The sequence below is a fragment of the Variovorax sp. UMC13 genome, assembly GCF_014170375.1.
Classification (GTDB): domain Bacteria; phylum Pseudomonadota; class Gammaproteobacteria; order Burkholderiales; family Burkholderiaceae_C; genus Variovorax.
The window spans coordinates 198,153-211,251 of record NZ_LZZW01000015.1; the positions used below are offsets into that span (position 1 = coordinate 198,153).

Consider the following 13,099-nt stretch of genomic DNA (forward strand, 5'->3'; position numbering starts at 1 on the left):
CCTCCATCTGCATCCGATGATCGATATCACCCTCGAAAACTTCCAGACCGCGCTGATCGAAGGTTCGGCCACCACGCCGGTGCTGCTCGACATCTGGGCCGAATGGTGCGGACCCTGCAAACAGCTGGGCCCGGTGCTCGAACAGCTCGAGACCGAGTACGCCGGCCGCTTCACGCTGGCCAAGCTCGACGCCGACAAGGTGCCGCAGATCTCGACCCAGCTGTCGCAGATGTTCGGCGTGCGCAGCATCCCCTTCTGCGTGATGTTCGTGGGCGGCCAGCCGGTCGACGGCTTCGTCGGCGCCATCCCCGCCGAGAAGATCCGCGAATTCCTCGACAAGCACGTGCCGGCCGCCGAGGAACTCGAGGCCGCCGCCCAGGAGGAAGCCGCGCAGGAAGCACTGGCCGAGGGCGACACCGAGGGCGCGCTCGAAAAACTGCAGCACGCCGTGGCCACCGACCCGGCCAACGACGACGCGCGCTTCGACTACGTCAAGCTGCTGCTGCAGGGCGGCCGTGGCGACGACGCCAAGGTGGCTTTCGCGCCGGTGATCGCCAAGGCGCCTGCGGTGCGCCGCTTCGACGCGCTGCAGCGCTGGATGAACGCGATCGACTTCGCTACGCCGGTGAACGGCCCGGCGCCGGCGCTGGCCGACTTCGACGCCCGCATCGCGGCCGGCAAGCGCGACTTCGAGGCCCGCTTCGGCCGCGCGCAGCTGCTGATCGCCGGCCAGCGCTGGACCGACGCGATGGACGAGCTGCTGGAAATCCTGATGCGCGACAAGGCCTGGAACGAGGATCTGGCGCGCAAGACGTACATTGCGGTGCTCGAACTCATCGAGCCGCCCAAGCCCAAGGTGGCCGACGGACAGATCCCGCCCGACGATCCGACGGTGGCGACCTACCGCCGGCGCCTGAGCAGCGTCGTGCTGAGCTGACGCCCTCCCGCCCCCTCGTTGTTCCTGAAAGGACCTCTCCCATGCGCCCCTTCGTCCGGCCCACCGCCCTGACCGCACTGCTCCTGTCCGGTGCCGCCCTGCTGGCGGCCTGCGGCACCACGGTGAGCCTGGACGAGCCGATCGAGTCGCGCACCTGGCGCCTGGTGAGCATCGGCGGCCAGCCGCTGCCGGTCGACCCCGATCCGCAGCGCGGCGCGCAGCTGCAGTTCGACGGCGCGCGGGTCACGGGTTCGGGCGGCTGCAACCGCCTGACCGGCAGCTACCAGCGCACCGGCCACGCGCTGAAGATCGAGCAGCTGGCCGCCACGCGCATGGCCTGCCTGGACAACACGCGCAGCATCATCGAGACCGACTTCCTGGCCGCCATCAAGGCCACCACCCAGTACAGCCTGGCCGGCGGCAACCGGCTCACGCTGCTGGACGGCAGCGGTCGCACGACCGCGGTGCTCGAGAGCCGCTGAGCGCGGCCCGCCTCGAACCCCCTCAGCCGGCGGTCAGCCGGTCCAGCGCTTCGCGGTACTTGGCCGCGGTCTTCTCGGTGATCTCGGCCGGCAGGCGCGGCGCCGGCGGGGTCTTGTCCCAGGGCTTGCCGTTGACCTTGGTCGACTCCAGCCAGTCGCGCACGAACTGCTTGTCGTAGCTCGGCGGGTTGGTGCCGTTGGCCAGCGCCTCGTCGTAGCCCTCGACCGGCCAGTAGCGCGAGCTGTCGGGCGTGAGCACCTCGTCCATCAGCACCAGCGTGCCGGCCTCGTCGAGGCCGAACTCGAACTTGGTGTCGGCAATGATCATCCCCTTGGCCAGCGCGATCTGGGCCGCGGCCTCATAGATCGCGATGCTGGTGTCGCGGATCTGCTGGGCCAGCGTGGGGCCGACGATCTCGACCACGCGGTCGTAGCTGATGTTCTCGTCGTGCTCGCCCATTGCGGCCTTGGCCGCGGGCGTGAAGATCGGGCGCGCCAGCTTGCTGGCGTTGCGCAGGCCCTCGGGCAGCGGCACGCCGCAGACCGAGCGCGATTCCTGGTATTCCTTCCAGCCGCTGCCGGCCAGGTAGCCGCGCACCACCGCCTCGACCGGGATCGGCTTCAGGCGCTTGACCAGCATCGAGCGGTCCTTGACCTGCGGCACCTCGGCCTCGGTCACCACGCTCTCGGGCGCCTCGCCCGTCAGGTGGTTGGGGCACAGGTGGCCCAGGCGCTCGAACCACCACAGCGCCATCTGCGTGAGCAGCACGCCCTTGCCCGGGATGGGTTCGCCCATGATCACGTCGAAGGCCGAGAGCCGGTCGCTCGCGACCATCAGGATGCGGTCGGTGCCGACCGCATAGTTGTCGCGCACCTTCCCGCGCGCGAGCAGGGGCAGGCTTTGGATGGAGGAAGTGTGGACGGTCGTCATGGCGGGGCGTGATGGAAACAGGGGAAGGGAAAGCGGATTGTGCGCGCAGAAAAAAGCCACCGCGAACGGTGGCTCGTTGTCCGCCGCTTTCGCTCAGCGGACTTGTTGAGCGAGTTCGCCGTTCGCGTACTTGGCGGCCACGACCTGCAGCGTGTCGCCCTTGATCTTCGCAGCCTGGCCTTCGCAGCCGAACTCGATGTAGCGCTGCTTGCAGACCAGCTTGGCGGCCTCGCGCGCCGGCTTGAGCCACTCGCGGGCGTCGAACTTCTCGGGGTTCTCGAACAGGAACTTGCGCACCGCGCCGGTCATGGCCAGGCGGATGTCGGTGTCGATGTTGATCTTGCGCACGCCGTGCTTGATGGCTTCCTGGATCTCCTCGACCGGCACGCCGTAGGTTTCCTTGATCTGGCCGCCGTACTGGCGAATGATCGCCAGCAGCTCCTGCGGCACCGACGAGGAGCCGTGCATCACCAGGTGGGTGTTGGGAATGCGCTGGTGGATTTCCTTGATGCGGTCGATCGCCAGGATGTCGCCGGTGGGCTTGCGCGTGAACTTGAACGGGCCGTGGCTGGTGCCGATGGCGATGGCCAGGGCGTCGATCTGGGTCTGCTTGACGAAGTCGGCGGCCTGCTCGGGGTCGGTCAGCAGCTGTTCGCGGGTCATGGTCGCGTCGGTGCCGTGGCCGTCTTCCTTGTCGCCCTTCATGGTCTCGAGCGAGCCCAGGCAGCCCAGTTCGCCCTCGACCGTGACGCCGACGCGGTGCGCCAGCTGCGCGACCTTCTTCGTCACTTCGACGTTGTACTCGTAGCTGGCGATGGTCTTGCCGTCGGCCTCGAGCGAGCCGTCCATCATCACCGAGGAGAAGCCCAGGTCGATCGCGCCCTGGCACACGTCCGGGTTCTGGCCGTGGTCCTGGTGCATCACCAGCGGAATGTTCGGGTAGCTTTCGAGCGCGGCCTGGATCAGGTGCTTGATGAAGCCTTCACCCGCGTACTTGCGGGCGCCGGCGCTGGCCTGCAGGATCACCGGCGCGCCGGTTTCCTTGGCCGCTTCCATCACGGCCTGGACCTGTTCGAGGTTGTTGACGTTGAAGGCCGGAATGCCGTAGCCGTTGGCGGCTGCGTGATCCAGCAGTTCGCGCATCGAGACGAGAGCCATGGGAAATACCTCGCGGGAAGATTGGTGGGAAGACTGTAGAAAAACTGTCTCGATTCTACCGAGCGACCTTGTCGGACAGGTCCGACGGCAACCCTACGAAGTCGAGGATCGGCGGCAGCACCGGCCCGCCGATCCAGCGGATCGGGGTGGCAAGGGCCCCGATCAGCGTCACATGGCTCAGGTTGTCGAAGGATTCGGTCTGCACCGCGACGCCGTCGGCGCGCAGCTTCTGCGCCATCTGGCCGGTGTTGCGCACCGGGTCGACCAGGGTGTCCTTGCTGGCTGCCATGAGCAGCGCGCGCGGCGAGGCGGCCGAGACATGGGCGATGGGCTGCGAGCTGCGCGGCGTGTTCGGCCAGTCGAAGGCGCGCTGCGCATCGGGGTCGCCCATGGGCAGGAAATCGTAGGGTCCGGCCAAGCCGATCCAGCCGGCCAGCTGCTTCGGGCTCGCGCCCACCGCGCCCAGCCAGCGCGCGTCGAGCGCCAGCATGGCGGCGTTGTAGCCGCCCGAGCTGTGGCCCATCACATAGACCTGCTGCGGGTCGGCGCCCAGCCGGGCCGCGTGGTCCAGGCCCCATTTCAGGGCCAGCGCGCTGTCCTGCACGAACACCGGGTAGGTCACGCCCGGCGCCAGCCGGTAGTCGGGGATCACCACCACGGCGCCGCGCGCCGCCAGCGCCTCGCCGACGAAGCGGAAGCTGGCGCGCTCGCCGGTGGTCCAGGTGCCGCCGTAGAAGAAGACGATCAGCGGGCGCCGGCCTTCGGGCGGCGAGGTGGCCGGCAGCGGCCGGTAGACGTCGAGCTGCTGGCGCGGCGCGCTGCCGTAGGCGATGCCGGTCTCGGCCTGGTAGGTGTCGCTCGGCGTGAGCCGGTCGAGCAGCTTGATCGGAGAACAGGCGGACAGGGCCAACGCGCCGGCGGCCAGCAGCGCGCTGCGGCGGCGGCGGAGGAAGTGGGAGAAGGGCATCCCGGCTGTACGCAGCCCAGACGCATTTGGTTTTGCCCCGGCCGGCAGGACACGGCCCCGGCCTACGCGGCCGGGGCGCCGCTCAGCTCGCCCGGCAGATCTTCAGCATGTTGGTGCCGCCCGGCGCGCCCATGGGCTCGCCGCAGGTGATGGCGTAGACGTCGCCGCTCTGCACGATGCCGCGCTTCTTCAGGTGGGCCTCGGCCTGCTCGAGCGCGGTGTCGCGGTCGGTCTGCGAGTCCATCAAGAGCGGGCGCACGTTGCGGAACAGCGCCATCTTGCGCTGGGTCGACAGCCGCGAGGTCAGCGCATAGACCGGGATGTGGGCCGAATGGCGGCTCATCCACAGCGGCGTCGAGCCCGACTCGGTCAGCGCCACGATGGCCTTGGCGCCCAGGTGGTGGGCGGTGAACAGCGCGCCCATGGCGATGGCCTGGTCGATGCGGGCGTAGGTGTGACCGCTGAAGTCGGTGTCGCGCGCCGTGTCCTCGGCCTGCTCGGCGGCTTCGCAGATGCGGCTCATCTCCTGCACGGTGGCCAGCGGGTAGCGGCCCGAGGCGGTCTCGGCGCTCAGCATCACGGCGTCGGTGCCGTCGAGCACCGCGTTGGCGACGTCGCTCACCTCGGCGCGCGTGGGCACCGGGTTGGTGATCATCGATTCCATCATCTGGGTCGCGGTGATGACCACGCGGTCCATCTCGCGCGCCATGCGGATCATCTTCTTCTGCAGCGCCGGCACCGCCGCGTTGCCCACTTCCACCGCCAGGTCGCCGCGGGCTACCATGATGCCGTCGCTGGCGCGCAGGATCTCTTCCAGGTTGGGGATCGCCTCGACGCGCTCGATCTTGGCGATCATGCCCGGCCGGTGGCCGAACTCGGCCGCCGCCACGTTGCACAGCTGGCGCGCCATTTCCATGTCGGTCGCGTTCTTGGGGAAGCTCACGGCCACGTAGTCGGCCTGGAAGCTCATCGCGGTCTTGATGTCCTCCATGTCCTTGGCGGTCAGCGCCGGGGCCGTGAGGCCGCCGCCCTGCTTGTTGATGCCCTTGTTGTTCGACAGCTCGCCGCCCAGCACCACGGTGGTGTGCACCGCCTGGCCGCGGACCAGGTCGACCTTGAGCACGATCAGCCCGTCGTTGAGCAGCAGGCGGTCGCCGGCCTTCACGTCGCGCGGCAGGTCCTTGTAGTCGAGGCCCACGGCGTCGACGTCGCCCAGCTCGGTGCGCGAGGCATCGAGCACGAACTTGGCGTCGGGCTCGAGCCAGATCTTGCCCTGGGCGAACTTGCCCACGCGGATCTTCGGACCCTGCAGGTCGGCCATGATCGCGACCTCGCGGCCGGCGCGGCGCGCGGCCTCGCGCACCATGGCGGCACGGTCGATGTGGTCCTGGGCGATGCCATGGCTGAAGTTCAGGCGCACCACGCTGACCTTGTAATGGATCAGCTGCTCGATCAGCTCGAGCGTGTTCGAGGCCGGACCGAGGGTCGCGACGATCTTGGTGGCATGGCGGGGAAGGCGGGTGGTGTCCACGGGGTTGCGTCTCCTGGGGGTATTCGGGCTTTTGGCACAATTCTCACATGCGGGGATGACCTCGCGCGATATGACACGGTTGCCCAGACAACCCTGGAGGTCCTTGATCTCCGTCATATCCCCTTCCGATGAATACGCTACGGTGCAGCCTTGCGCCGTCGTCCTTCCTCCTTTTGCCCGTCTTATGCAGAGCCCATCTGATCCCGTTGTCACGCCCTTGCCGCCGGAAGCGCCGCTGCCGCACCGCAAGATCATCCGCTCCTGGCTGATCCCGATCTCGCAGCGCACCACCGTGCGCGCGCTGGTGATGCTGGCCATCGACTACCTGCTGTTCGGCGCGCTGCTGACCGGCACGGTGCTGCTGAAGTCGGTCTGGCTCAAGCTGCTGGCGGCGCTGCTGGCGGGCTTCGTGATCGGCCGGCTGTTCATCATCGGCCACGACGGCTGCCACCAGAGCCTGACGCCGCACCGGCGCCTGAACAAGTGGCTGGGCCGGATCGCCTTCCTGCCCTCGCTCACCGCCTACAGCCTCTGGGACATGGGCCACAACGTGGTGCACCACGGTTTCACCAACCTCAAGGGCGTGGACTTCGTCTGGGCGCCGCTCACGCAGGACGAGTACCGCGCGCTGTCGCCGGTGCGCCGCGGGCTCGAGCGCATCTACCGCAGCGGCTGGGGCCCGGGCCTCTACTACATGATCGAAATCTGGTGGAAGAAGATGATGTTCCCCCGCCGCTCGGTGATGGGCAACAGCTACCGCCCGATCTTCGGCAAGGACTGCGCGCTGGTCACCGGCTTCGCCGCGCTCTGGATCGCGGCCCTCGCGGCCGCCGCGCTGGCCACCGGCCAGTCGGTGCCGCTGGCGCTGCTGATCGGCTTCGTGGTGCCGATGGCCTTCTGGTTCAACATGATGGGCTTCGTGATCTACGGCCACCACACGCACGTCAAGGTGCAGTGGCACGACGAGAAGGCCGCATGGCAGCGCGCCCAGCCCTTCGTCTCGACCACCGTGCACCTGACCTTCCCGATGCAGGTCGGCGCGCTGATGCACCACATCATGGAGCACACCGCGCACCACGTGGACATGAGCATCCCGCTGTACAAGCTCAAGGAAGCGCAGAAGATGCTCGAGCACCTGCTGCCCGAGCGCATCATCGTCCAGCCCTTCTCCTGGAAGTGGTACTTCTCGACCGCGCGCGCCTGCAAGCTCTACGACTTCTCGCGCCAGTGCTGGACCGACTTCCAGGGCCGCGCCACCAGCGCGATGCGTGCGCCGGTGCCGACCGCGGCGTGATCCGCTCGCATCGCCATTGAAAAAGCCCGCATCCGCGGGCTTTTTCGTTGGCGCCGGGGTCGATCAGCCGGCCGCGCGCTTGGTGAGAATCTCGAAGGCCGGCAGGGTTTTGCCCTCGAGGATCTCGAGGAAGGCGCCGCCGCCGGTGGAGATGTAGCCCACGTCCTTCTCGATGCCGTACTTGGCGATCGCGGCCAGCGTGTCGCCGCCGCCGGCGATCGAGAAGGCCTTGCTCTCGGCGATGGCACGGGCGATGGCCTCGGTGCCGTGCGAGAAGGCCTCGAACTCGAACACGCCCACCGGGCCGTTCCAGACGATGGTGCCGGCCTCGCGCAGCTGCGCGGCCAGCAGTTCGGCGGTCTTGGGGCCGATGTCCAGGATCAGGTCGTCCTCGGCCACCGCATCGGCGGCCTTGACGGTGGCCGGCGCATCGGCCGCGAAGGTCTTGGCCGTCACCACGTCGACCGGGATCGGCACCGCGGCGCCGCGCGCGCGCATGGCCTCGATCACGGCCGTGGCCTGGTCCAGCAGGTCGGGCTCGGCCAGCGACTTGCCGATCGACAGGCCCGCGGCCAGCATGAAGGTGTTGGCGATGCCGCCGCCGACGATCAGCTGGTCGACCTTCTCGGCCAGGCTCTTGAGGATGGTGAGCTTGGTGCTGACCTTGGAGCCGGCCACGATGGCCACCAGCGGGCGCGCGGGCTGGGCCAGCGCCTTGGTGATGGCGTCGATCTCGGCCGCCAGCAGCGGGCCGGCCGAGGCGATCTTGGCGAACTGGGCGATGCCGTAGGTGGTGGCTTCGGCGCGGTGGGCGGTGCCGAAGGCGTCGTTCACGTAGATGTCGCACAGGGCGGCCATCTTCTTCGCGAGCGCCTCGTCGTTCTTCTTCTCGCCCTTGTTGACGCGGCAGTTCTCGAGCAGCACGACCTGGCCGGGCTGCACCTCGACGCCGTCGACCCAGTCGGCCACCAGGCGCACTTCGCGGCCCAGCAGTTCGGCCAGGCGCTCGGCCACGGGGGCGAGCGAGTCCTCGGGCTTGAACGCGCCCTCGGTCGGGCGGCCCAGGTGCGAGGTCACCATCACCGCGGCGCCGGCGTCGAGCGCCAGCTGGATGCAGGGCACCGAGGCGCGCACCCGCGTGTCTTCGGTGATGCGGCCGGCGTCGTCCTGCGGCACGTTGAGGTCGGCACGGATGAAGACGCGCTGGCCGGCGGCCTTGCCTTGCGCACAGAGATCGGTGAAGCGGATGACGTTCATGGCGGGAGAGGAAGTGAGGAAAGAGGGAAGACGGGGGCTGGGGCCATTGTAGTTTTGGGCCTGGCGCGGGCTGGCACCCCGCGCGCGCCTACCAGCCCAGGCCCAGGTGCAGCGGCAGGTAGACGGCCATGCCGACCACCATCGTGCCCAGCACGCCGCCGCGCCAGAAGTAGTAGCCGGCGCCGGCCAGCGCCGCGTAGAGGCGCGCTTCCTGCCAGGTGCTCACCAGGTGGCCCTGGCTCATCACGATCTCGGGGATGACCACCGCCGACAGCGCGGCGATCGGCGCATAGTGCAGCGCCCGGTGCGCCCATTCGGGCAGGCCCCAGGGGCGGTCGAGGATGAAGAAGAAGCAGCGCGTGAGCACCGTCACGCCGGCCAGGCCCAGAATCACCACCAGGGTCCAGGGATCGGTGTCGCCGTTCATCGATCGGCCTCCGTGGGGTTGCGAACGAACTGCTTCTCGAGCCAGAAGCACAGCAGCACCGCGACCCCGATGCCGGTCACGATGTTGAGCTTGAGCGGCAGCGCATAGGCCGCCACGGCGGTGGCGCCCGCGATCAGCCCCGACAGCACGCGCAGCCGCGTGGTGGCCATCGAACACAGGATGCCGACCAGGCTCAGCACGCCCGCGAAGCCCAGGCCCCAGGCCTGCGGGATGAAGTTGGCCAGCGCGATGCCGACCGCGCTCATGCCCATCCAGGCGCACCAGGTGATGAAGTAGCCGCCGGTCAGGTAGGCCTCCTGCGCCTGCTGCTCAGCCTCGTCGGTCGGCGGCACCGGGTAGCGGGTGGTGAAGACCGCGTAGCTCAGGTCGGCCGTGAGGTAGCCGTGCAGCATGCGGCGCCAGCGCGGCATGTGCATCAGGTAGGGCCGCAGGTGCAGGCTGAACACCACGAAGCGCAGGTTCACGCAGAAGCCCGTGGCCAGCACCACCCAGGCCGGCGCGCCGGCCACCAGCAGCGGGATCGCCGCCAGCTGCGAACTGCCGGCATAGACCAGCAGCGTCATCGCCACCGCCTCGAACACGCTCATGCCCGACTTGACCATCGCCACGCCGGTCATCAGGCCCCAGGCGCCGATGCCCAGCGCCATCGGCGCCATGGTGACGACGCCTTCGCGGAAAGTGGGTCGCCGGCGAACCGCTGCGCTCAGGAACATCAGCCGAACACCTGGCCGGGCTTGACGTCGAAGCCGTGCAGGAAGTCGGCCGCGGCCAGGCGCTTGCCGCCGGGGCGCTGCAGCTCGGTCAGGCGGACCGATCCGCCGTGCACGGCCACGTCGATGCCCGCGGGCGACACGGCCAGCACCGTGCCGGGGGCCTCGGCCGCGCCGCCGCTGTGCACCTCGGCCGACCAGCACTTGACGGCCACGCCGTCAAGCACGCTGCTGGCGCCGGGGAAGGGGTCGAAGGCGCGCACGCGGCGCACCAGCGTCGCAGCATCCTGCCGCCAGTCGATGGCGGCTTCGTGCTTCTCGATCTTGTGGGCGTAGTTCACGCCTTCGGCGGGCTGCGGCACCGGCTGCAGCGTGCCGGCCTCGGCCTGGTGCAGCGCCTCGACGATCAGCCGGCCGCCCATGGCCGCCAGCCTGTCGTGCAGGCGCGCGGTGCTGTCGTCGCCGATGGGCAGCGACTCGCGCAGCAGCATCGCGCCGGTGTCCAGGCCCGCGTCCATCTGCATGATGGTGACGCCGGTCTCGGTGTCGCCGGCCTCGATGGCGCGGTGGATCGGCGCGGCGCCGCGCCAGCGCGGCAGCAGGCTCGCATGGATGTTGAGGCAGCCCAGCCGGGGCGCGTCGAGCACCCACTGCGGCAGGATCAGGCCGTAGGCCGCGACCACCAGCACGTCGAGTCCGGCGGCCAGGATCGTGTCGCGCGCCGCGGCGGCCTCGTCGGGGACCTTGCCGTCGAGCCGCAGGCTGCGCGGCTGCGCCACGGGCCAGCCGTGCTGCAGCGCGAACTGCTTGACCGGCGAGGCCTGCAGCTTCATGCCGCGGCCGGCCGGGCGGTCGGGCTGGCTCAACACCAGGCGGATGTCGAAACCGGCACCCTGCAGGGTTTCCAGGGCGACACGGGCGAACTCGGGGGTGCCGGCAAAGCCGATCTTCAGACTCAAGGAAAACCTCTCACCAGCGCACGTCGTCGCGCATCACGTCATCGGCGGTGTGGTAGCGCGCCACCTCGCCGGTCGGGTCGATGTAGATGTGCAGCAGGCGCGGCGCATTCATCGACTTGAAGCGCCAGGTCCAGACCACGCCGTCGAAGGAGCCCACGCGCGCGGTCTCGTAGGGCCGGCCGTAGGTGCGCAGCACATCGGCCTCGCGCCAGCGGCCCGGCTGGATGGTGCGGTCGAACAGCGACTCCTGCAGTTCCTGGCGGGTCGACACCACCCGGCCCTGCGCGTCGACGTCGACGTTGTTCACTTCGTAGCCCATCGGGCCGCGCGAGTACTGCAAACGCTCGCCGCCGCCGGGCAGCGGATAGACCGCGGTCGGCATGCCCAGCCGCTGCAGCGCCTCGGCGCGCGTGACGCCCAGTGCCAGGCGCGTGGGCTCGCTGGCGCAGCCGGCCAGGACCAGGGCCGCCAGCGCGGCACAGGCCAGGGACGGGCGCCAGCCGGCGGTCACCGCCGGGCGTCCTGCGCGGCGTCGCGCTCTTCTTCGCGCTGCTGCTTGAGCAGCTTGCTCTTGATCCGGTTGCGCTTGAGCGGCGACAGGTACTCGACGAAGACCTTGCCCAGCAGGTGATCGAGCTCGTGCTGGATGCACACGGCCAGCAGGCCGTCGGCCTCGATCGTGTGCGGCTTGCCGTCGGCATCGAGGGCGTTCACGCGCACCGAGGTCGAGCGCATCACGCCGTCGTAAATGCCGGGCACCGAGAGGCAGCCCTCTTCGTTGAGCACCTTCTCGTCGCTGGCCCAGACGATCTCGGGGTTGATCAGCACCAGGGGCGCATCGCGCTCCTCGGACACGTCGATCACCACCACACGCTGGTGCACGTCGACCTGGGTCGCGGCCAGACCGATGCCCTTCGCGTCGTACATGGTCTCGAGCATGTCGGCGACCAGCGTGCGGGTCTGCGCGTCGATGCCCTGCACCGGTTTGGCGACCGTGTGCAGGCGCGGATCGGGGAAACTCAGGATGGTTCTTTTGGCCATGAAGTCGGGGGGAAATTGTGGCTATTTTCGCCAATTCCAAAGGCGCCCGGCGGCCCCTGGCGCGATAAGCGTTGCCCTATCAAGGGCTTCAGCGCAAAATTCGTAGCAAATTGTGAGGATTCGTACGCCCGGTGCGGCCTCTGCGTGGACATCGATTCAATCATGAAAAAAACCTGCCTCCCTCGCCAGCGTTCGACCGTCCTCACCGCGCTGGCGACCGTGGCCGCACTTGGCTTGGGCATGGGTGCCGCAGCGCAGAACTATCCCGTCACCTCCCAGCAGCGCGCCACGGCCCAGCAGGCCGCGCAGACCGGCGTGCCGCTCGGCGAACTGGCGCCCGGCGCGCCCGACGAATACACCGTCAAGTCCGGCGACACGCTCTGGGCCATCTCGCGGCTCTACCTGCGCAGCCCCTGGCGCTGGCCCGAGCTCTGGGGCATGAACCTCGACGACATCGCCAACCCGCACCGGATCTACCCGGGCCAGGTGCTGTACCTCGACAAGAGCGGCGGCCGCGCGCGGCTGAGCACCCGGCGCGGCGCCGGCGGCAGCGGCGATGGCGGCACGATCAAGCTCTCGCCGCGCACCCGCTCCGAATCGCTGTCCGGCCTGGCCCTGCCCACCCTCAACCCCAGCCTGATCGAACCCTTCCTCAGCGAACCGATCGTGGTCGACGAAGGCACGCTGCTGGCCGCGCCGCGCATCGTCGCGGGCAACGACAGCCGCGTGCTGCTGGCGCGCGGCGACCGGGCCTATGCGCGTGGCGAGCCGAATGCGCCGCTGATCGACGCGGGCGGACCGCAGAAGACCTTCCGCGTGTTCCGCAACGCCACGCCGCTCAAGGACCCGGGCACCGGCGAGATCCTGGGCTACGAGGCGCAGTACCTGGGCAAGGCCCTGCTGCAGCGCGGCGAGTCCGTGGCCCAGGTGCTGGAGGACGGCAAGGCGGTCTCGACCGTGGTGCCGGCCACCGTCGACATCGTGGCGGCCCGCGAGGAGATCCGCGCCGGCGACCGGCTGCTGCCCGAGCCGGCGCGCCAGCTGCTGAGCTACGTGCCGCGCGCACCCGCACAGCCCTTCAACGGCCGCATCGTCTCGGTCTACGGCAACGCGGTGCAGTTCGCGGCCCAGAACCAGGTGGTCGCGATCAACAAGGGCCTGCGCGACGGCATCGAGAACGGCCATGTGCTGGCCATCCTCAAGAACGGCGAGACCATCGTCGACCGCACCGGCGGCAGCAAGGAAACCCTCAAGCTGCCCAACGAACGCATCGGCCTGCTGATGGTGTTCCGGCCCTTCGAGCGGGTCTCGTACGCGCTGGTGCTCGAGATCAACGACACGCCGCGCGTGGGCGACCTGCTGGTCAACCCCTGAGGCCGGCGCG

The 13,099-nt window shown here is 69.3% G+C and carries 14 protein-coding genes; 4 read left to right on the forward strand and 10 right to left on the reverse strand.

Going from position 1 to position 13,099, the window contains the following annotated elements:
- The first annotated feature begins 16 nt into the window (after positions 1–16).
- Both A9977_RS13020 and A9977_RS13025 read left to right on the forward strand, forming a co-directional pair.
- Positions 17–937, forward strand: coding sequence for a tetratricopeptide repeat protein (locus A9977_RS13020; protein WP_183025257.1), 921 nt, complete (start codon positions 17–19; stop codon positions 935–937).
- Positions 938–978: 41 nt separating this feature from the next.
- Positions 979–1,419 carry an META domain-containing protein gene (locus A9977_RS13025; protein ID WP_183025258.1) on the forward strand — a complete coding sequence of 147 codons (441 nt, stop codon included), beginning with the start codon at positions 979–981 and terminating at the stop codon, positions 1,417–1,419.
- A gap of 22 nt (positions 1,420–1,441) precedes the next feature.
- Here A9977_RS13025 and A9977_RS13030 read toward each other — a convergent pair whose 3' ends face one another.
- The 4 genes from A9977_RS13030 to pyk form a co-directional block, all read right to left on the reverse strand.
- Positions 1,442–2,350: a phosphoribosylaminoimidazolesuccinocarboxamide synthase gene (locus A9977_RS13030; RefSeq protein WP_183025259.1), complete on the reverse strand. Its 909-nt coding sequence runs from the start codon at positions 2,348–2,350 to the stop codon at positions 1,442–1,444.
- Positions 2,351–2,443: 93 nt separating this feature from the next.
- The gene (gene fba, locus A9977_RS13035; protein WP_183025260.1) at positions 2,444–3,508 is read right to left on the reverse strand and encodes a class II fructose-bisphosphate aldolase; all 1,065 of its coding nucleotides are present in this window, start codon (positions 3,506–3,508) and stop codon (positions 2,444–2,446) included.
- Between the two features lie 55 nt (positions 3,509–3,563).
- Entirely contained in the window at positions 3,564–4,475 is a 912-nt protein-coding gene (locus A9977_RS13040; RefSeq protein WP_183025261.1) for an alpha/beta hydrolase, read from the reverse strand.
- An 82-nt stretch (positions 4,476–4,557) separates the two neighbouring features.
- On the reverse strand, positions 4,558–6,006 hold the full coding sequence (gene pyk / locus A9977_RS13045) for a pyruvate kinase (RefSeq protein ID WP_183025262.1): 1,449 nt from the start codon (positions 6,004–6,006) through the stop codon (positions 4,558–4,560).
- 184 nt (positions 6,007–6,190) lie between these two features.
- Between pyk and A9977_RS13050 the strand changes: the two genes are divergently transcribed.
- Positions 6,191–7,300 (forward strand): fatty acid desaturase, encoded by a 1,110-nt coding sequence (locus tag A9977_RS13050; protein ID WP_259651942.1) that lies wholly within the window; start codon positions 6,191–6,193, stop codon positions 7,298–7,300.
- Between the two features lie 63 nt (positions 7,301–7,363).
- Here the strand turns inward: A9977_RS13050 and A9977_RS13055 are convergent, their stop codons facing one another.
- The 6 genes from A9977_RS13055 to def form a co-directional block, all read right to left on the reverse strand.
- Positions 7,364–8,557 carry a phosphoglycerate kinase gene (locus tag A9977_RS13055; protein WP_183025264.1) on the reverse strand — a complete coding sequence of 398 codons (1,194 nt, stop codon included), beginning with the start codon at positions 8,555–8,557 and terminating at the stop codon, positions 7,364–7,366.
- A gap of 88 nt (positions 8,558–8,645) precedes the next feature.
- Positions 8,646–8,984, reverse strand: a complete 339-nt coding sequence (locus tag A9977_RS13060; RefSeq protein WP_183025265.1) for an AzlD domain-containing protein — start codon at positions 8,982–8,984, stop codon at positions 8,646–8,648.
- Complete coding sequence (locus tag A9977_RS13065; protein ID WP_183025266.1) at positions 8,981–9,718, reverse strand: AzlC family ABC transporter permease; 738 nt, start codon at positions 9,716–9,718, stop codon at positions 8,981–8,983. The genes A9977_RS13060 and A9977_RS13065 overlap by 4 nt, the downstream gene beginning before the upstream one ends.
- Positions 9,718–10,668: a methionyl-tRNA formyltransferase gene (gene fmt, locus A9977_RS13070; RefSeq protein ID WP_183025304.1), complete on the reverse strand. Its 951-nt coding sequence runs from the start codon at positions 10,666–10,668 to the stop codon at positions 9,718–9,720. The genes A9977_RS13065 and fmt overlap by 1 nt, the downstream gene beginning before the upstream one ends.
- Before the next feature lie 16 nt (positions 10,669–10,684).
- Positions 10,685–11,185 (reverse strand): hypothetical protein, encoded by a 501-nt coding sequence (locus A9977_RS13075; RefSeq protein WP_183025267.1) that lies wholly within the window; start codon positions 11,183–11,185, stop codon positions 10,685–10,687.
- On the reverse strand, positions 11,182–11,715 hold the full coding sequence (def, locus tag A9977_RS13080; RefSeq protein WP_183025268.1) for a peptide deformylase: 534 nt from the start codon (positions 11,713–11,715) through the stop codon (positions 11,182–11,184). The genes A9977_RS13075 and def overlap by 4 nt, the downstream gene beginning before the upstream one ends.
- A 162-nt stretch (positions 11,716–11,877) precedes the next feature.
- Between def and A9977_RS13085 the strand changes: the two genes are divergently transcribed.
- Positions 11,878–13,089, forward strand: coding sequence for a LysM peptidoglycan-binding domain-containing protein (locus A9977_RS13085; protein WP_183025269.1), 1,212 nt, complete (start codon positions 11,878–11,880; stop codon positions 13,087–13,089).
- The last annotated feature ends 10 nt before the right edge of the window (positions 13,090–13,099 follow it).